Origin of the sequence: Streptomyces sp. NPDC052012 (assembly GCF_040689265.1) — a bacterium.
Lineage (GTDB): Bacteria > Actinomycetota > Actinomycetes > Streptomycetales > Streptomycetaceae > Streptomyces.
Map to the genome: position 1 here is coordinate 357,142 of NZ_JBFAXA010000002.1, position 18,203 is coordinate 375,344.

Annotated in this window: 18 protein-coding genes; 5 read left to right on the plus strand and 13 right to left on the minus strand. The window is 72.2% G+C overall.

Features of this window, described 5'->3' with window-relative positions; genetic code table 11:
* The first annotated feature begins 17 nt into the window (after positions 1-17).
* A complete protein-coding gene (locus AB0412_RS05270) occupies positions 18-227 on the plus strand; it encodes an MbtH family protein (RefSeq protein WP_366401118.1) in 210 nt (69 codons plus the stop codon).
* Between the two features lie 50 nt (positions 228-277).
* On the opposite strand, the gene AB0412_RS05275 is transcribed toward AB0412_RS05270, so the two are convergent.
* From AB0412_RS05275 to AB0412_RS05285, 3 genes are read right to left on the minus strand one after another with little or no spacing between them, the layout of a single operon-like run.
* Positions 278-1,348, minus strand: a complete 1,071-nt coding sequence (locus tag AB0412_RS05275; RefSeq protein WP_366401119.1) for an iron-siderophore ABC transporter substrate-binding protein — start codon at positions 1,346-1,348, stop codon at positions 278-280.
* Positions 1,349-1,406: 58 nt separating this feature from the next.
* Entirely contained in the window at positions 1,407-3,224 is a 1,818-nt protein-coding gene (locus tag AB0412_RS05280; RefSeq protein ID WP_366401120.1) for an ABC transporter ATP-binding protein, read from the minus strand.
* Complete coding sequence (locus AB0412_RS05285; RefSeq protein ID WP_366401121.1) at positions 3,221-4,927, minus strand: ABC transporter ATP-binding protein; 1,707 nt, start codon at positions 4,925-4,927, stop codon at positions 3,221-3,223. The genes AB0412_RS05280 and AB0412_RS05285 overlap by 4 nt, the downstream gene beginning before the upstream one ends.
* Before the next feature lie 216 nt (positions 4,928-5,143).
* Between AB0412_RS05285 and AB0412_RS05290 the strand changes: the two genes are divergently transcribed.
* Both AB0412_RS05290 and AB0412_RS05295 read left to right on the plus strand, forming a co-directional pair.
* Entirely contained in the window at positions 5,144-6,205 is a 1,062-nt protein-coding gene (locus AB0412_RS05290; protein WP_366401122.1) for a right-handed parallel beta-helix repeat-containing protein, read from the plus strand.
* Between the two features lie 54 nt (positions 6,206-6,259).
* Positions 6,260-7,288 carry a methyltransferase gene (locus AB0412_RS05295; RefSeq protein ID WP_366401123.1) on the plus strand — a complete coding sequence of 343 codons (1,029 nt, stop codon included), beginning with the start codon at positions 6,260-6,262 and terminating at the stop codon, positions 7,286-7,288.
* Between the two features lie 83 nt (positions 7,289-7,371).
* Here the strand turns inward: AB0412_RS05295 and AB0412_RS05300 are convergent, their stop codons facing one another.
* The 7 genes from AB0412_RS05300 to AB0412_RS05330 all read right to left on the minus strand — a co-directional run bounded on the left by AB0412_RS05300 (position 7,372) and on the right by AB0412_RS05330 (position 12,679).
* Positions 7,372-7,707 carry a TcmI family type II polyketide cyclase gene (locus AB0412_RS05300; protein WP_366401124.1) on the minus strand — a complete coding sequence of 112 codons (336 nt, stop codon included), beginning with the start codon at positions 7,705-7,707 and terminating at the stop codon, positions 7,372-7,374.
* A gap of 29 nt (positions 7,708-7,736) precedes the next feature.
* Positions 7,737-8,219 carry an SRPBCC family protein gene (locus tag AB0412_RS05305; protein ID WP_366401125.1) on the minus strand — a complete coding sequence of 161 codons (483 nt, stop codon included), beginning with the start codon at positions 8,217-8,219 and terminating at the stop codon, positions 7,737-7,739.
* A gap of 2 nt (positions 8,220-8,221) precedes the next feature.
* Positions 8,222-8,482, minus strand: a complete 261-nt coding sequence (locus AB0412_RS05310; RefSeq protein ID WP_366401126.1) for an acyl carrier protein — start codon at positions 8,480-8,482, stop codon at positions 8,222-8,224.
* A 26-nt stretch (positions 8,483-8,508) separates the two neighbouring features.
* Entirely contained in the window at positions 8,509-9,756 is a 1,248-nt protein-coding gene (locus AB0412_RS05315) for a ketosynthase chain-length factor (RefSeq protein WP_366401127.1), read from the minus strand.
* Positions 9,753-11,021 (minus strand): beta-ketoacyl-[acyl-carrier-protein] synthase family protein, encoded by a 1,269-nt coding sequence (locus AB0412_RS05320; protein WP_366401128.1) that lies wholly within the window; start codon positions 11,019-11,021, stop codon positions 9,753-9,755. The genes AB0412_RS05315 and AB0412_RS05320 overlap by 4 nt, the downstream gene beginning before the upstream one ends.
* Complete coding sequence (locus tag AB0412_RS05325; RefSeq protein WP_366401129.1) at positions 11,018-11,485, minus strand: cupin domain-containing protein; 468 nt, start codon at positions 11,483-11,485, stop codon at positions 11,018-11,020. The genes AB0412_RS05320 and AB0412_RS05325 overlap by 4 nt, the downstream gene beginning before the upstream one ends.
* Positions 11,486-11,554: 69 nt before the next feature.
* The gene (locus tag AB0412_RS05330; protein WP_366401130.1) at positions 11,555-12,679 is read right to left on the minus strand and encodes a SchA/CurD-like domain-containing protein; all 1,125 of its coding nucleotides are present in this window, start codon (positions 12,677-12,679) and stop codon (positions 11,555-11,557) included.
* Positions 12,680-12,947: 268 nt separating this feature from the next.
* Here AB0412_RS05330 and AB0412_RS05335 point away from each other — a divergent pair, with 268 nt between their 5' ends.
* Entirely contained in the window at positions 12,948-14,603 is a 1,656-nt protein-coding gene (locus AB0412_RS05335) for an FAD-dependent monooxygenase (RefSeq protein WP_366401131.1), read from the plus strand.
* Positions 14,604-14,646: 43 nt separating this feature from the next.
* Here the strand turns inward: AB0412_RS05335 and AB0412_RS05340 are convergent, their stop codons facing one another.
* Together AB0412_RS05340 and AB0412_RS05345 are read right to left on the minus strand one after the other, a co-directional pair.
* Positions 14,647-15,612, minus strand: a complete 966-nt coding sequence (locus tag AB0412_RS05340; protein WP_366401132.1) for a hypothetical protein — start codon at positions 15,610-15,612, stop codon at positions 14,647-14,649.
* Positions 15,613-15,700: 88 nt separating this feature from the next.
* Positions 15,701-17,146, minus strand: a complete 1,446-nt coding sequence (locus AB0412_RS05345) for a glyceraldehyde-3-phosphate dehydrogenase (protein WP_366401133.1) — start codon at positions 17,144-17,146, stop codon at positions 15,701-15,703.
* 212 nt (positions 17,147-17,358) lie between these two features.
* Here AB0412_RS05345 and AB0412_RS05350 point away from each other — a divergent pair, with 212 nt between their 5' ends.
* Positions 17,359-17,769, plus strand: coding sequence for an SseB family protein (locus AB0412_RS05350; RefSeq protein WP_366401134.1), 411 nt, complete (start codon positions 17,359-17,361; stop codon positions 17,767-17,769).
* 13 nt (positions 17,770-17,782) lie between these two features.
* Here the strand turns inward: AB0412_RS05350 and AB0412_RS05355 are convergent, their stop codons facing one another.
* Positions 17,783-18,178, minus strand: coding sequence for a MarR family transcriptional regulator (locus AB0412_RS05355; protein WP_366401135.1), 396 nt, complete (start codon positions 18,176-18,178; stop codon positions 17,783-17,785).
* Positions 18,179-18,203: the final 25 nt, after the last annotated feature.

Here is an 18,203-nt window from a genome sequence, read left to right on the forward strand (position 1 = left end):
CCGAGGAGAGGAAGACCATGACCAACCCGTTCGAGGACCCCGACGGCACCTACCTGGTGCTCGTCAACGACGAGAACCAGCACAGCCTGTGGCCGGACTTCGTGGACGTCCCCGCCGGCTGGCGGCAGGTCCACGGACCGGCCGGGCGGCAGTCCTGCCTGGAGTACGTCGAGACCCACTGGACCGACATGCGGCCCCGGAGCCTCGCCGAGGCCATGGACGGCTGAAGCGGAAGGGGCCGGCCGCCCGGCCGGCCCCCTCCTTCGTCCGGGCCGCGTCAGGACGCGGGCTGCTCCACCTTCGTCGCGGGCTTGCCGTCGACGGCCGCCGCCAGCTGCGGCACCAGCCGCTCGATCACATACGGCAGGCTCAGGACCGTGCCCATGGACAGCGCGTTGCCGTAGTCGCTGGTCTCGTCGACGAAGACCTCCCGGCCCTCCTTCACCACCGTCAGATCCTTGTAGGAGGCGTCCTCGTGCAGCTTGGCGGCGTCCTTGGTGACGTCACCGACCTGCCACACGACCGCGTCCTGGTCGAGCAGGTCGGTGCGCTCCTTGCTGATGTTCGCGCCGAACTGGTCACCGATCACCTTGTCCAGGTCCGCGGGCAGGGTGAACCCGAGGTTCGTCAGCAGCCGCGAGCGCGGGTCCTGGCTGCCGAAGACGAACATGCCCTCGTACGGCGTGGCCATCACCGCGCTCGCGCCCTTGAACTCGGGGTGCTCGCCGGCCGCGGCCCTGATCCTGTCCTCGGTCTCCGCGACGGCCTTCTCGGCCTCGTCGGCCTTGCCGAGCGCCTTGCCGATCGTCTCGGTCTGCTCCTGCCACGGCACGCCGTAGTCGTTGTACTGCTTCGGCTGGGCCACCACCGGCGCGAACTTCGACAGGGACGCGTACTGCTCCTTGGTGAGCCCGCCGTACACCGCGAGGATCAGATCCGGCTCGAGCGCGGCGATCTTCTCCACCTGGGGGCCGGTGCCGGTGTCCTTCAGCACGGTCGGCGCCTTCGCCCCGCCCAGCTTGTCCTCGGCCCACGGGCCGACGGCACCCTTGTAGCCGCCCAGCCACTCCGTGGTGCCGACCGGGACCTCGCCGAGCGCCAGGACCGAGTCCTGGTCGGTGAGGCCGACGGTGACGATCCGCCGCGGCTCGGACTTGATGGTCGTACTGCCGTACTTGTGGGCGATGGTGACCGGGAACGCGGAGCCGTCGGAGGCGCCGGCCCGCGCGTCGGCGCCCGCCGCGTCGGATCCCGGGTCGTCGTCACCGCAGGAGGTGGCGGTGGCGAGCAGCATGACGGTGGTGGCGAATGTGGCGGCGAGCCGTGGTGCTCTGCGGGAGCGGAACATCGGTGGTCCTTCGTTTCGGTTTCCGGTGGAGCAGGGCAGTGCGGGGGGGGTGGGGGGGTCAGGCGGTCCGGGAGCCGGTGTCGCGGATGTCCGACCACGCCTCCCAGAGAGCTGCGTAGCGTCCCCCGGCCGCCCGCAGCTCGTCGTGGGTGCCCGTCTCGACGATCCGGCCGGCGTCCATGACGACGATGCGGTCGCCGGCCGCCGCCTGGCTGAGGCGATGGGCCACGATCAGGGCGGTACGGCCGTCCACGGCGCGGGCGACCGCCTTCTCCAGGGCACGCGCGCCGGCGCTGCCGGCCTCGGCGGTGGCCTCGTCGAGGATCACCAGCGGCGGATCGGCGAGGATCAGCCGGGCCAGCGCCAGCGCCTGCGTCTGCGCGCCGCTGAGCCGGTGGCCGCCGTCGCCGACCACGGTGCCGAGCCCGTCGGGCAGCGCCTCGACCCAGTCCAGCGCGTCGACGCGGTCGAGAGCGGCGCGCAGTTCGTCGTCGCCCGCCTCCGGCCGGGCCAGCCGGAGATCGTCGGCGAGCGGGCCGGCGAACACATGGGTCTCCTGGGTGATCAGGGCGAGCGTGCGCCGCGCGGCGGCCGGGTCCAGCTCGGTCGGCGGGACGCCGGCCACCAGGACGGTGCCGGTGGTGGGCGGCTGGATCCCGGCGACCAGCCGGGCCAGGGTCGTCTTCCCGGCCCCGCTCGCGCCGACCAGGGCCACCCGCTCGCCATGACGGATCGTCAGGTCGATGTCGTGCAGCACCGGATGGCCGGGCCGGTAGGCGTGGGTGACCCCGCGGACGGTGACATCGACCCGGCCGGCGGGGCCGGACCGCCCGGTACCGCGCGGTCCGGCGGCCGGCACGGCGGCCGGCGCAAGGTCGGTGACGCCGACCAGCCGGGCGAGGCCGGCCAGGGCCGCCTGGGCGTCGTCGAGCAGCACGAGCGCCGCGTTGACCGGGGTGAACAGACTGTGGAAGTACAGGGCGGCGGCGGTCGCCGTGCCGACGGACGCCGTGCCCTGGCGCACCAGCCAGTAGCCGGTGCCGAGGACCGCGGCAAGCCCGATGTACTCGGCGATGTGCAGCCGGCTGTAGAAGCCCAGCACCAGCCGGACCCCGCGCAGAGTCAGGGCCACCAGCGACCGGGACCGCTCCGTGACCCGCTCGGTGTGTTCCCGCTCCATGCGGAACGCGCGGATGGTGGAGCTGCCCGCCATGGTGTCGAGCAGTTGCTGCTGCTGCGCGCCCGCGGCCACGCGCTGCTCGGCGTAGAGCGGCACGGCACGCGCCACGTACCAGCGGGCCGTGGCCGCCTGCACCGGCACCGCCAGCAGGGCCGCCAGCAGGAAACGCCAGTCGAGCAGCGCCATCGCCCCGAGCGTGAGCACGATGGTCAGCAACGAACGCGCGAGCTCTGGCAGCGCGTTGCGCACGGCCTCCGCGATGAGCGACACATCGGCGGTGACCCGGGCGGTCAGATCGCCGGCGCCCGCCCGCTCCACCCGCTCCAGCGGCAGCCCCAGCGCCCGCTCGACGAACCTCTCCCGCAGCACGGCCAGCGTCGACTCGCCGAGCCGGGAGATCAGCGACAGACCGAACCCGGCGGTGACCCCCTGCGCGACGGCGACGGCCGCGAGCAGCGCCGCCGTGGTGGTGATCGCGTCGACGGACGCCCGGTCGGCGGCCAGGTCCACGATCCGGCCCAGCAGCGGCTGCATGAGCAGACCGACCGCGGTGGAACCGACCATCACCGCGAACGCGCTCAGCGCCAGCGCCCGCCTCGGGCGCACCAGTGCGGCGACGGCCGCCCGGGTCCGGGCGGGGGACGCGACGGGCAGCAGCGGGGACTCGGACCGGGCGCCGGCCGGGGATTCGCTCATGCCAGGACCGCCGTACGGTAGGCGACATTCTCGTGGGCCAGCCGCTCGTGCCGGCCGGTGGCGGTGATCCGGCCCCGGTCGAGGAGGACGACCCGGTCGGTCACCGCGAGCAGCGCGGGGCTGCCGGTGACCAGCACGGTGGTGCGCCCGGCGCGCAGCCGCCCGATGCCCGCCGCCATCCGTGCCTCCGTCACGGCGTCGACCGCCGTGGCCGGTTCGTGCAGCACGAGGACGGGCGCGTCGGCGGCCAACGCCCGGGCCAGCGCGACCCGTTGGCGCTGCCCCCCGGACAGGGAGCGTCCGCGGGCGCTGACGGCGGTGGCCTCGCCCTCGGGCAGGGCGCGCACCACCTCGTCCGTGCCCGACGCGGCGATCGCCGCCGCCACGGGAGCCTCGGCACCGGCGGCGACGGCCGTGACGTTGCCGAGGAGGCTGCCCTCGAACAGGTCGGCGTCGTGCTCGGCGACGAGGAGCGCGGCGCGCAGCGCGGTCAGGTCCAGCGTGGTGAGGCCGGCGCCGTCCAGCTCGACGGCTCCCTCCTCCGGGTCGGCGCGGCGGCCCAGCAGACGCAGCAGCGCGGACGCGTCACCCGGGTCGGTGGTGACCACGCCGACCGTCTCACCCGGGGGCACCTCCAGGTCGACGCCCCGCAGCGTCCCGTACGACACCCCGCGCAGCCGCAGCCGCCCCTCGACCCGCTCCGGCAGGGCGCGGCCCGGCGCCGGTCCCCGTGGCACGGCGGGCGGTGCGTCGAGCACACCGGCGATGCGGGCGGCCGACGCCCGGCCCTGCGCCAGCTCCGCGTTGACCCAGGAGAACTCGGAGAGCGGCCCGATGAGGAACAGCGCGAGCGCCACCGACGACACCAGCTCGCCGAGGCCGATGTCGCCGCGTGCGGCCAGCCGCCCGCCGACCAGCGCCACGAGGGCCAGGAACACGCCCGTCAGCAGGGTCACGACCCCGCTCTGCCAGGCTTCGGCGCGTGCGGCGCGCAGGGTCGCGGTGAGCGAGTCCTGGCTGATGCGCCGGTAGCGGGCGACGGCGGCCGGTTCGGCGCCGATGCCCTTGAGCACCCGCAGTCCCGCCACCAGGTCCGCGGCGACGCCCGACGCCCGCGCCGCGCGCTCCTGCTCCGTCTCGCTGCGCCGTTCGAGCGGCTTGCTCAGCACATGGCCCAGCCCCAGCAGCACGGGAGTGCCGAGCAGCACGAGGAGTCCGAGGGGAAGGGACACGCTCAGCAGGACGACCGCGCTGACGGCGACGCCGGTGGCGGCCGCGATGCCGACGACCAGAGCCATGTTCACGGCGCCGACCCGCTTGGCGTCCTCGGTGGCGATGGTCGCCAGCTCGCCGGGCAACCGGCCGTCGTCCGCGCCGCCTTCGGGCGCCAGCACCCGCTCGGCCAGCGCCGCCCGCAGTTCGTGGGCCGCGGCCACGGAGGCGCGCTCCCCGGCCCGGGCGCCGTGGCGGAAACTGAAGGACAGTCCGACGTAGACGACGGCGAGGACACCCAGCCAGCGCAGCAGGCCCCAGGCGTCGCCGTCCACCACACCGCGTTCCACGGCCAGTCCGATGAGCACCGGCACCAGGGCCTCGCCCGCCTGATGCCCCATGCCCAGTAACGCGCCGAGAGCGACGGCGCGCCGCTGGCCGCCCACCGCGCGGCGCAGAACGGTCCGTCCCGGCAGGTCCGCTCTACTCACCCATCCTCCGGAAGCGGAAGTCACAGCGCCAGCAGTCCCGCACTCGAACTTAGGTAAGGCTAACCACAACCCGCCTGTCGCGGCTACCCCTTTGACGGACCGTCGTCCAGCACCTCTGACGGTCCGTCGCCTCCCACCCGCCGGACGGCCTACGCGGCGCTGCCGCCCGGGTGATCAGCGGTGGCGGGCCGGAACACCCGCTCATAGCTTCGGCACATGACCAAACGACACCTCGCGTATCTCGCCTGCACCGCGGCCGTCGTCGCCGGAGGCCTCGGGGCCACCCCGTCGGCCGCCGACCACCGGACCGTGCACCGCGTCCAGCCCGGCCAGTCCATCCAGAAGGCCGTGAACGCCGCCAAGCCCGGAGACACCGTCCTCGTCGCGCCCGGCACCTACAAGGAGAGCGTCCGCATCACCGTGTCGGACCTGACCCTGCGCGGCTACGGCGCCCACCGCACCGTGCTGGTCCCCGACACCACCGAGAAGGACGCCTGTGCCAAGGCGGGCAGCGGCATCTGCGTCACCGGAACCGACAAGAAGGCCGTCAAGGACGTCGCCGTACGCTCGTTGACGCTGCGCGGCTACAAGAAGAACGGCCTGTGGGCCACCCGCACGGACCGGCTGAAGGTCCAGGGCGTGCTCGCCGAGAAGAACGGCACGTGGGGCGTCGCCCTGGAGCGCTCCGTGCGCAGCGTGCTCAACCACAACGTCGCCCGCAACAACGGCGACGCCGGCCTGTTCGTGTCCAACACCGTCGACACCGAGGAAGGCGCCCGCGACACCCAGGGCACCGTCGTCCGCCACAACCGCATGGTCGGCAACCGTGTCGGCGTCACCGTGCGCCGGCTGCGCAACCTCAGTGTCGACCACAACGAGGCCACCGGGAACTGCGCCGCCGTGTTCGTCGTCGGCGACGAGCGCAAGCCGCGCGCCGGTGACCTGAGCGTCAGTCACAACCACATCCACGGCAACAACAAGTACTGCGCCAAGACCGCGCGGCTGCCCTTCCTGCAGGGCTCGGGCATCGTCCTCACCGGCGCCGAGAAGACCCGCGTGGCCTACAACCGGGTGGAGAACAACAAGGGCACCTCCCCGCTGTCCGGCGGCATCGTGCTGTTCAAGAGCCTCGTCGGCACCCCCAACGAGAACAACGACATCCGCGACAACCTGGTGACCGGCAACAGCCCGGCCGACCTGGCCAACCGGGACACCGCCAAGACCAACACGTTCAGCCGCAACACCTGCACGCTCTCCGAGCCCGCCGGCATGTGCTGACGCCCGCACCACCCCCAACCCCCCACAGACAGCACTGCAGAAGCGAGGCAACGGATGACGACCGTTGATCAGGTTCCCCCGCCGCCCATGCGGCTGAGGGAGCTCGTTTTCGGGGCGGCCTGCGCCGCCGCCGTCCGCGCGGCCGTCCGCCTGGGTGTGGCGGACGCGCTGGACGACACCCCCATGACGGTGGACGACCTGGCGGCGGCGGTGAAGACCCAGCCGCACACCCTGCGCCGGCTGCTGCGGGCGCTGTCCTGCCAGGGCGTCTTCACCGAACACCCCGACGGCACCTTCGCCCACACCGAGATGTCCCGGCTGCTGCGCGAGGACGACCCGCACAGCCTGCGCTACATCGCGCTGTGGTGCACCGAGCCGTGGACCTGGAACGTCTGGCCGCTGCTCGACGAGGCGGTGCGCTCGGGCCGCAACGTCTTCGAGGACGTGTACGACCGGGAGTTCTTCGAGTACCTCAATGAGGCGGCCCCCGAGTCCGCGCACGTGTTCAACCGGGCCATGACCACCTCCAGCGAGCAGTCGGCACGCGACGTCGCCCGGCTGCTCGACCTCGGCGACGTGTCCTCGGTGGTGGACATCGGCGGCGGCCAGGGCCACGTCCTGGCCAGCCTCCTGGAGAAGCACCCCCACCTGCACGGCACCCTGCTCGACCTGCCGGGCGTCGTGGAGAACGCCGACCCGAGGCTGCGCCAGGGCGGCGCGCTCGCCGACCGGGTCCAGGTCGTCGCCGGGGACTGCCGCGAGACCATCCCCGTCACGGCCGATGTGTACATCATCAAGAACGTCCTGGAATGGGACGACGACAGCACCCGCCGGGCCCTGGCCAACGTCCGTGCGGCGGCGCGGCCCGGAGCCCGCGTCGTCGTCATCGAGAACCTCGTCGACGACACCCCGTCGATGCGGTTCACCACGGCGATGGACCTGCTGCTGCTCCTCAACGTCGGCGGTGCCAAGCACACTCGGCAGAGCATGACCGACCGGCTCACCGACGCCGGCCTGGTCATCGGCGACATCAGCCCGGTCAACGCCTATCTGCACGCCTTCGAGTGCACCGTCCCCGGCTGATCCCGGGCGACCCGCACAACCCGAGGCCGCCGGCTCCGCGTCTGACGCGGGACCGGCGGCCTCGGATGTGTCCGCTCACTGGCTCAGGAGCGGGCGGCGCGCTCCCAGTGGTAGAAGCACTGGGCCATGGCGTCCTTGGGGGAGCGCCAGGTCGCCGGGTCGTACGGGCTGACGTACGCCTCCAGCTGCTCGCTGATGCTGCGGAACTCGGGGTGCCCGGCCACCTTCGCGATGGCCGGCGCCGGGTCCTGCTCCGCCTCGATGAGGTGCAGGTACACGTCGTCCCCGAACTGGAAGAGCTTGCGCCGCGTCACCCCGACCAGATGGGGGAGCTCACCCCGGTCGGAGGCGGCGAACACGTCGGCGATCTGCGGCGCCGAACCCGGCTTCATACGGGCGACGATCAGGGCGTGGTGCATGGGCTTCAGTCCTTCCCTGGGGCCCGCGGTCAGCGGGAGGACGCGACGGAGGCGCTCTCGCGCTCCCGGGCGGCCTGCTCGATGCGGTCCCGGATGAGGGCCAGCTGGACCCGGGAGTTGCGGTTGATGTTGTCCGTCATCCAGTCGTCGTCGACCGGCGCGTCGGGCTTCATCGCGAAGTCCTGCGTCCACTTCATCTGGGTGCCGCCGGGCAGCTCCGCGTACTCCCACAGGATGTCCATGTGGGCGAACGGACCCGTCTCCACCCGGCGGGCCCGCACCGTGCGTCCGGCGCGGTCCGGGGTGCGCTCGGAGACCCAGCTCCACACCGTGCCGTTCTCGTCGGGGTGCATGGTGAGCCGGAACCTGGTCGTGTCGCCCTCGCGCGCGAGCACCTCGACCGAGGCGTACTCGCTGAACAGGTTCGGCCAGTTCTCGAGGTCGTTGGTCATCTCCCAGACCAGGTCGAAGGGAGCGTCGATGGTGATGCTGTTCTCGGTGTGTCCTGCCACTTTCAGGCTCCAGCCTTGAGGGTGCTGTTGACGAGGTCGAGGAACTCCTGGGGCGTCTTGCAGCGCTCCGAGTCGGGGGGAAGCGACCGGCCGTAACGGTTCTCCAGCTCGCCGACGATGCCGAGCAGGCCGAGCGAGTCGAGACCGAAGGAGTCGAACGGCGCCGCGGCCGACTGCTTCAGCTCCTGCGGGTCGACGGTGATGCCGGCCGCCTTCTTCATCAGGGCGGCCAGCTCGTCGAAGGTCACTTCGGTGGTGATCATGGGATCTGCTCCTTCCCCGCCCGGTCCTACCGGGCGGAATCGCCACCGCGGCGCACGACCAGCGCCGCGTTGGAGCCCATCAGTCCCCGGCTGAGGACGAGGGCCGTGCGCAGCTCGGCGGGGCGAGCGCGCTCCATCACCAGATCGAGGTCGTGGCAGGTGTCGAACACGTTCGGCGTGGGCGGCACCTGCCCGTGCTCCATGGCGAGCACCGCGGCCACCGTGTCCAGCACGGGCGCCGCGCAGTAGGCGCGGCCGATACCGGTCTTCGGCGCGGTGACGGGCACCCGCCGGCCGTGCGCGCCCAGCGCGTCGCTGATCGCCAGCGCCTCGGCGCGGTCCGCCTCGGGCACGCCCATCGCATCGGCGAACACCACGTCGACCTCTTCGGGGGCGCAGCCCGCCTCGTCGAGGGCGCCGCGGATCGCGCGGGCCAGACCCTCCCGGGACTCCCCCCAGCGGGAGGCGCCGGTGAACGTGGCGGCGTGCCCGGCCAGCGTGGCCCGTACCGAGGCGCCGCGGGCACGGGCGGTGTCCTCGTCCTCCACGACGAGCAGCGCACCGCCCTCCGCGGGCACGAACCCGCAGGCCGACGCCGTGAACGGACGGTAGGCACGGTCGGGTTCGGCGACGGTGCTCAGCTCGGGGTAGCCGAGCTGGCACACCATCGAGTACGGGGCGAGGGGTGCCTCCGCCGCTCCGACGACCATCGCGTCGGTGCCGCGTCGCACCGCCCGGGCCGCGTGGGCGAGGGAGTCCAGACCGCCGGCCTCGTCGCTGGCGACCACCCCGCACGGCCCCTTGAAGCCGCCCCGGATGGATATCTGGCCGGTGCTCGCCGCGTAGAACCAGGCGATCGACTGGTACGGCCCGACGAACTTCGACCCCTGGCCCCACAGCTTCTGCAGCTCCCGCTGCCCGAACTCGCCGCCTCCGGAACCGGCGGCGGTGACCACACCGACGGAGAACGGCTCAGCGGGGTCACCGCTGCCGAGCCCGGCGTCGTCGAGCGCGAGGGCGGCGGCCGCCATCGCGAAGTGGCTGAATCGGTCGGTCTGCACCAGGAACTTGTCCTCGATGAGGGCCGCCGCTTCGAAGGCCCGTACCTCGCCCGCCACTTGAAGCGGCATGTGCTCGCAGCCCTCGCGGCTGATGCGGTCCAGCACGCTGAGACCTTCGCTCACGGACTTCCAGTAGGCGTCCGTGCGCAGTCCGTTGGGCGCGATCACCCCGATACCGGTGACGGCGGCGCGCCCGGGGCGCTGAGTGCTCATGGTGTCCTCCCGCCCGGCCCGCTGAGCAGCACCGCGGACTGGAAGCCGCCGAACCCGCTGCCGACGGAGAGCACGTTCCTGAGCTTCCGCGGGCGGGCGGTGCGCGGCACGTAGTCCAGGTCGCACTCCGGGTCGGGGGTCTCGTAGTTCGCCGTCGGCGGCACCACCTGGTGCTTCAGGGCGAGCACGCACGCGACCACCTCGATCGCGCCGATCGCGCCCAGTGAGTGCCCCACCATGGACTTGATGGAGCTCATGGGCGTGTCGTGGGCGTGCGCGCCCAGCGACCGCTTCACCGCGGCCGTCTCGTGCCGGTCGTTCTGGCGGGTGCCGGAGCCGTGCGCGTTGACGTAGTCGATCAGCGTGGGGTCGATGCGGGCCTGGTCGAGTGTGGTGTCGATCGCCCGGGCCATCTCCAGCCCCTCACTGGTCAGACCGGTCATGTGGTAGGCGTTGCCGTAGGTGGCGTAGCCGCTGAGCTCGCAGTAGATCTCGGCCCCGCGGGCCCGCGCGTGCTCGTACTCCTCGAGGACCAGCACCGCCGCGCCCTCGCCCATCACGAAGCCGTCGCGGTGGGCGTCGAACGGCCGCGAGGCGTGTTCGGGGTCGTCGTTGTTCGGCGACGTCGCCTTGATGGCGTCGAAGCACGCCATGGTGATCGGTGAGATCGGGGAGTCGGAGGCGCCCGCGATGCACACGTCGGCCCGGCCCTCCGTGATGGTGTGGAAGGCGTACCCGACCGCGTCCAGACCCGAGGTGCAGCCGGTGGACACGGTCTGCACCGGGCCCTTGGCGCCGAACTGCTCGGCGACGACCGAGGCCAGGGTGCTCGGCGAGAACGCCAGATGCAGCTTCTCCTCGGCCTTCTCGTGGTCCACGTCCCAGCGCTGCCCCCGCTCGCTGACCAGCACGTAGTCGTGCTCCAGCCGGGTCGTGCCGCCGACCGCGCTGCCCAGCGACACCGCGGTGCGCCACGGGTCCTCGGCGTCGGTGTCGAGACCGGAGTCGCGCACCGCCTCCCGGGCCGCCACCACGGCGAACTGGATGTACCGGTCCGCGTGCTGGCACAGGTCCGCGTCGAGGCCGTGCTCGAAGGGGTCGAAGTCGCACTCGGCGGCTATGCGCGAGCGCAGTCCCGCCGGGTCGAACAGGGTGATGCCGCGGGTGGCGGTGCGTCCCGCCGCGAGCAGGTCCCAGAAGGCCGTGGCCCCGATGCCGCCGGGAGCGACCACACCGACACCGGTGACGGCCACTCGGCGGGTCATTTTATGGCCCCACTGGGCTCGGACGGCCGGCCGTTCTCCGGCCCGCCGACCGTCAACTGCGGTCCCGCCTCGGCGCCTTCGTTCTCCTCCGTGTCCACGTGCCCGAGACTCGGATGCGGGGCGAGCGGACCGAGGTGGAACACCATGCGGGCCTCGGCGTCACCGACGTTGCGGAAGCGGTGCCGCATGTCGACGGGGATCATCAGGCCCTGGTCGGCGCGGAGCGCGAACGGCTCACCGTCCAGGTCGACCTCGAGCGCGCCGCTGACGACGTACACGAACTCCTCGGAGTACGGGTGGTAGTGCTCGGCGATGCGCTCACCGGGCTGGATGATCGCCAGGCCCATGAAGCCACTGGTGGAGCCCACCGTGGCCGGGGTGAGCAGGGTCCTGAGGTCACCTCCGCGCCGTCGGTTGGGTTCCGTCTCGCTCAGGTCCACGATGCGTGGATGCTGCTTGGACATGGTTGATACCTCCGGGTGTGCCGGTGACGTCCGGGCGCTGCGGGCCGCGGACGTCACCGCGGTTGACCGTCAGGAGTCCGCCGAGCTGCGGTCGGTGACGGGCATCATGTCGGCGTGCGACAGGAGCCGGTTGAGGGTGCGCTCCGCGTCGAGGGAGCCCTCGACGCCGATCGCGGCGCCGTCCAGCAGCCGTTCCAGCTCGGCCGCCTTGCCGGGGCCCTTGATGCCGAGGGCGGCCGGGATGTCGAGGTCGAGGTCGCGGGTGACGTCGATCAGGCGGACGACGATGTCGTCGCGCTGGAAGACGGTGCTCGCGTACACCGGGCTGTCCGGGTCGTCGGCCGCCGCCTCGTCCTGGTGGGCGAGGAACCGGGCCAGATCCATGCCGCGGCCGGTCACGGCCGGGTAGTACAGCATGTGCCGGCGCAGACCGGCGGGCTCCGGGCCGCCCTGCACCACGTGGTGCACGGCCGGGAGCGCGGCACGGGTGAAGAACACCCGCGCGGAGTCCGGGTCGGTCAGGTCCCGGTCCTGTTCCAGATAGGGGTTGATGGCCTCCTCGACGGCCCGCACCTCCGGCTGACGGGCGACGTGGCGCAGTGCCGCGAGCAGGTCGCCCTCCACCTCCACGGCCCGCACGACGCGGTTGCCGTGCATGAACAGGGAGGTGCGGCGCAGCCGGGTGGTGTCGTCGACCTGTGCCTTGGGGGACCGGTAGCCGGCCAGCAGCTCGGCGACCTTGGACTCGGAGCCGGGCTTGACGGTGAAGGTGAGCGCGTGGCGCGCCACTCCGTCGCCGACCCGGACCGCCGCCTGCAGGCCCGCCTGCGCCCGCTCGGGGGTCAGGGGCCGCTCGGGGAGGGTCTCGCGCAGGATGCTGTACCGCATGGAGCGGGTGTCCCGGACGCAGTTGTGCATCGGCCGGACGGTCTCCACGTGCTCCTCGCTGTTCACCCAGGCGAGGAACGGCGGGGCGCTCTCCCATTCGCTGGTGATCAGCCACTGCGAGGGGTTCTCGATCGACTGGCAGAGCTGGTCACTGATGTGACCGGGGACGGACGCGACCTTGTTGCGCATGTGCTCGTACGCGTCGAGGAACTGCTCCTGGGCTCCCTCGTACAGGTCGAGCAGCAGGATCACCCGCAGCCTGGAACCGTCGAAGGCCGACTGCGCTATGCGTCCCGACATGGTCATCCGGCGCACCTCTCCTCTTCTCACAGAAGTCCGTGCGGAAGTCCTTGCGGATGTTCGTCACGGAAGGTCAGGAACGACCGCGGTGTCCGAAGGGCCGGGGTCGCCATGAGTCGATGGTCGGCGGGCCCCGCGGGCTGCGCGAGCGCCACGGGGCAGGTGGGTGAACCGTGCGTCAACCGGGTGCCGCCAGGACGCGAACGGGCCCGCACCGGGGATGCAATGTGAGTCCCTTCCCAAGCCCGTCGCACGCGACGCTGGAGGCGTTTCAATGAACCGAGTGGAAGAGGCCGGCGAGAACGGTCACCGTACGCCCGTGCTCATCGTCGGCGGCTCACTGGTGGGCCTGTCCATGTCCCTTTTCCTGGGGCGTCTGGGGGTGCCGCACACCCTCGTGGAACGGCACGCCGGCACCTCGATCCATCCCCGCGGACGCGGCAACAACGTGCGCACCATGGAGGTGTTCCGGACGGCCGGCGTCGAGGGGCGCATCCGGCAGGCCGCGTCCGTGCTGGCGGACAACCACGGCATCCTGCAGACGCCGACCCTGGTGGGCGACGCCGGAGAGTGGCTGTTCCGCGAGATCGACCCCGGTGGCGGGCTCGCCCGGTTCAGCCCCAGCAGCTGGTGCCTGTGCAGCCAGAACGACCTCGAACCGGTGCTGCTGGACAGCGCCCGGGAACTCGGCGGCGACCTGCGGTTCGCCACCGAGATGATGTCGTTCGACCAGGACCCCGACGGGGTGACGGCCCTGGTCAAGAGCCGGGAGACGGGCGAGCACACCACCATCAGGGCCGACTACCTGGTGGCCGCGGACGGCCCGCGCAGCCCCGTCCGGGAACGGCTCGGCATCGGTCAGAGCGGCCCCGGCGACCTGTTCCACAACGTGAGCGTCACCTTCACCTCCCGCGACCTGGCCGCTGTCGTCGGCGACCGGCGGTTCATCGTCTGCTACCTGACCAGCCCGGACGCCGACGGCGCGCTGCTGCCGGTGGACAACGAGGAGCACTGGGTGTTCCACGCGCCCTGGCATCCCGAACGCGGCGAGCTGCTCGAGGAGTTCACCGACGAGCGGTGCGCCGAGCACATCCGGCGGGCCGTCGGGGTGCCCGATCTGGACGTCACGATCACCGGCCGGGCCGCCTGGCACGCCGCCGAGCGGGTCGCCGAACGCTACGCCGACGGCAGGGTCTTCCTGGCCGGCGACTCGGCCCACGAGATGTCACCCACGGGGGCGTTCGGCTCCAACACCGGCATCCAGGACGCGCACAACCTCGCCTGGAAGCTGTCCGCCGTGCTGGGCGGCTGGGCCGGGCCCGGCCTGCTCGCCTCCTACGACGCCGAACGCCGGCCGGTCGCCGAGGCCACCAGCGCCCGTGCCTCGACCCGCTCGGTCGAGCACAGCCACCCCGGCTACACCCCGGCCGAGGGAGCGGGCGGACCGGGCAAGCGGGGCGGCATCCTCAACGTGGCCCTCGGGTACCGCTACCCGCGCGGCGCGGTGCTGGGCGCCGACCCGGCGACCCCCGTCGTCCCGGACGCGCTGGCCCTGAAGGGTGAGCCGGGCAGCCGGGCGCCGCACCTGTGGCTGGACCGCGCCGGCACCCGGATCTCCACCCTCGACCTGTACGAACGGCACCTGGTGCTGCTCAGCTCCGCGGACGCGGGCTTCGCCTGGCACACCGCGGCCAAGCAGGTCGCCAAGGAGCTGGGCGCGCCGCTGGACTCCTATCGCATCGGGCGCGGCCCGGAGGCGGAACTGGCCCCCGAGGGCGACCAGGACTGGGCGCAGGCGCACGGCGTGGGCGCGGACGGCGCGGTCCTGGTGCGCCCCGACGGCTTTGTCGCCTGGCGTTGCGAGCACCGCACACCGGACACGCTGCGCACCCTGCGCGAGGCCGTGCAGACGATCCTGTCCCGCGCCTGACCCGGACCGCGGCGACCGGCGGGACCCGGCAGGGCGGTGTCGCTCACATCCCGACCCCGCCCTGCCGTCCGCGTTCCGCCTTGGCGCGGTACTGCTCGAACACCTGGACGGCGTCCCCCTCGGTGTGCCACGGCCACGGCGTCACCGTGCCCTGGAGCACCTGGAACACGGGGTGCGCGTCGGCGGCGCGCCCGGCCGCGCACAGGGCGTACGCCAGCATGTTGAGGTCGGCCTGGATCGCCGCGTGCTGGAAGAAGCCCGGCTTCGGCCACAGCGCGGCGGCCTGTTCCAGCGCGGTGGCGAGCTGCCCGCCGTCCCACAGCTGGCCCGCCGTCATGGCCCGCACCCCGCCCTGCGCCAGCAGCCCCTGGTACTGCCGCACGGCGGCCGTCAGTTCGACGGCCGCGCAGGGCGCGTTGGCCGGTATGTACGCGCGCACCACGTCGAGGAAGTCGAGGACGGCCGCGCTCGATCCGCCCTCCTCGGGCGAGAGATAGGCGAGCATCTGCAGATACGCCTCGCGGTGCCAGCGGTCGCGGGCGGTGGCCTCCCGCCAGATCGCGTTGACGTCGTTCTGCCCGTACCGCTCGATCCGCGCCACGCCGAGCAGCGTCACCCAGGGCAGCGGATCCGCCGGGCTCAGCTCGCTCGCCCGGCGGCAGTCCTGCACCACCTGCCGCACGTCCCTCAGACGCCGCTCGTGCAGCCCCCGCGCCAGGGCGACCCGGCCGTGGAACACCAGCGCGTCCGCGCTGTCCGGCTCCCGGTCCACCCAGGCCGAGGAGATCCCCGTGCCGGCGGTCGCCTCGGCCAGGACGGACACCCGGTGGTTGCGGCGGTCCCAGTCGTCCCCGGTCTCCTCCAGCACCGAGGACAACAGCGCGATGTCCAGCGCCCTGCTCTCCCCTCCGCGCTTGCTCAACTGCCGCAGGACGCGTGCCAGGACGGCGTCGTCGAGCGCGGGGGCGATACGGGGACGTCTGGTCGTGCGACTGCTGAAGAGGGGCATGCCCGCAGACTAGGAACCCTTCGGCACCGGGCAACCCGGAGCGGACGATCGTTACCGATCTGCCCCTCTCAGCTTCTTCCGGGGTGCGTCAGACCGCCGGCGCCGGGTAGGTCGGGTACTCCACCCCGGAGACGTACTGCACGACCCGGACGACCTGGCAGGAGTAGCCGAACTCGTTGTCGTACCACAGGTAGAGGATCGCGTTGTCGCCGTCGACCTTCAGCGCGCCGGCGTCGACGATCGAGGCGTGGCGCGAGCCGATGAAGTCGCTGGAGACCGCGTCGGGGGCGCTGATGAAGTCGATCTGGCGGCGCAGCGGCGAGGTCAGCGACACGTCGCGCAGGTAGTCGAGGACCTCCTGGCGGTCGGTCTCGCGGGCGAGCTGGAGGTTGAGGATGGCGATCGAGACGTCCGGCACCGGCACGCGGATCGAGCTGCCCGTGATCTTCGCCTTGAGGTCGGGCAGCGCCTTGGCGACGGCCGAGGCGGCACCGGTCTCGGTGATGACCATGTTCAGCGGCGCGCTGCGGCCGCGGCGCTCGGACTTGTGGTAGTTGTCCAGCAGGTTCTGGTCGTTGGTGAACGAGTGGACGGTCTCCACGTGGCCGCGCAGCACACCGAACTCGTCGTCCATCGCCTTCAGCGGCGGGACGATGGCGTTGGTGGTGCACGACGCGCAGGACAGGATCTGCTCGTCCGGCTTGATCGTGTCGTGGTTGACGCCGTGCACGATGTTGGGGACGTCGCCCTTGCCCGGCGCGGTCAGCACGACCTTGTCGATGCCGGGGCGCAGGTGCTTGGACAGGCCCTCGCGGTCGCGCCACTTGCCGGTGTTGTCGATGAGGATGGCGTTCTTGATGCCGTACGCCGTGTAGTCGACCTTCGTCGGGTCGTCGGCGTAGATCACCTTGATCTCGTTGCCGTTGGCGACGATGGTGCTGTTCGCCTCGTCGACGGTGATGGTGCCCTGGAACTGGCCGTGGATCGAGTCCCGGCGCAGCAGCGAGGCACGCTTGACGATGTCCTGATCGCCACCGCCCCGGACGACGATGGCGCGCAGCCGCAGCCCGTTGCCGGAGCCGGACTTCTCGATCAGCAGCCGGGCCACGAGCCGGCCGATGCGGCCGAAGCCGTAGAGGACGACGTCACGGCCCTCGCCGCGCTCGATCTTGTTGGCGCCGGTGGCACCGGCGACGGCCTCGGCGGTGAACGCCTCCACGGACAGCCCGCGGTCGTCGGCCTTGTAGGTCGCGGCCAGCATGCCGATGTCGATCTGGGACGGACCGAGGTCGAGCGTGGTGAGCGCCTGGAGGAACGGCAGCGTCTCGGTGACCGAGAGCTCCTTTCCGGCGATCTGCCGGGCGAAGCGGTGGGCCTTGAGGATGCTGACCACCGACTTGTTCACCAAGGAGCGGCTGTGCAGCAGGACGGTGACGTCCCGCTCGCGGTGCAGCTTCCCGATGATCGGGATCATCGACTCCGCGATCTCCTCGCGGTGCTTCCAGTTGGTGAACGAGTCTTCGTTGACAGTCACAGGATCATCTTTCGAGCTAGACGGCGCTCATATGATAGCCATGCGCGCGCACGGCTTCTGAGGGGGTCCCTCTCCGGCCGCGGGGGAGACGGGGGCTGCTCGGTGAACCCGCATGATTGCGCGCGGGGCGATCGGGTACGCGTGCAGCACTGCGCCCGGGGCGGATCTTGTCCCGGGTGGGCCGCACGACCGCCGCTACCTGGGAAAACGCCATGGAAACTCCCGCGCACGAGAACAATGCCCCGACGCCCGCCCAGCAGGCTCTGGACGCCCTCGCCGAGAACACCGAGAACGCGGCGGCGCTGGACGCCCTGGCCAACAGCGACGTCCTGATCCCCGTGCCCGACGACGCGGCCGACGAGGAGGCCGCCGACCCCGGCGCGGTGGCGCTGCCGGTGCTGGAGCAGCCCGGCGGCACCCATGTGGTGCCCGTGTTCACCTCGGAGCTGGAGATGGCCGGGCTGCTGCCCTTCGTCTCCCGCTACCGTCTGGTGCCGCTCGGCGCACTGGCCGCACAGTGGCCGGCCGAGGACCTGTTCCTCACCATCGACGGCAGTTCCGAGCACCGGCTGACTCTCACCTCGGAGGGGGTGCGCACGCTGCTGGCCCGGCCGCAGGGCTGACGGACCGACGCCGCTACGCCCACTCGCCCAGCGCGCGGGCCAGGGCCGCGCGCTGCAGGGGGAGCACCTCCGCGTGCAGCGCGCGGCCCTTCGGTGTGAGCGCCACATACACCCCGCGCCGGTCCTCCGCGCAGATGCTGCGCGTGACCAGGCCGTCCTTCTCCAGCCGGGCGATGAGCCGGGACAGCGCGCTCTGGCTGAGATGCACGCGGCCCACCAGGTTCTGCACCCGGCACTGCTCGCCCTCCCCGGGCGTGGCGGCCACGAGCAGATCGAGCACCTCGAAGTCCGAGGCGCCGAGCCCGTGCGGATGCAGCGCGCGGTCGATCTCGCCCAGGGTGCGGGCATGGACCGCGAGGATCTCCCGCCACCGTTCCTCGAGCCGTGTGCCGGTGGTGTGCGCTGCCATACTCGAACGGTAACACTTGTTCGAC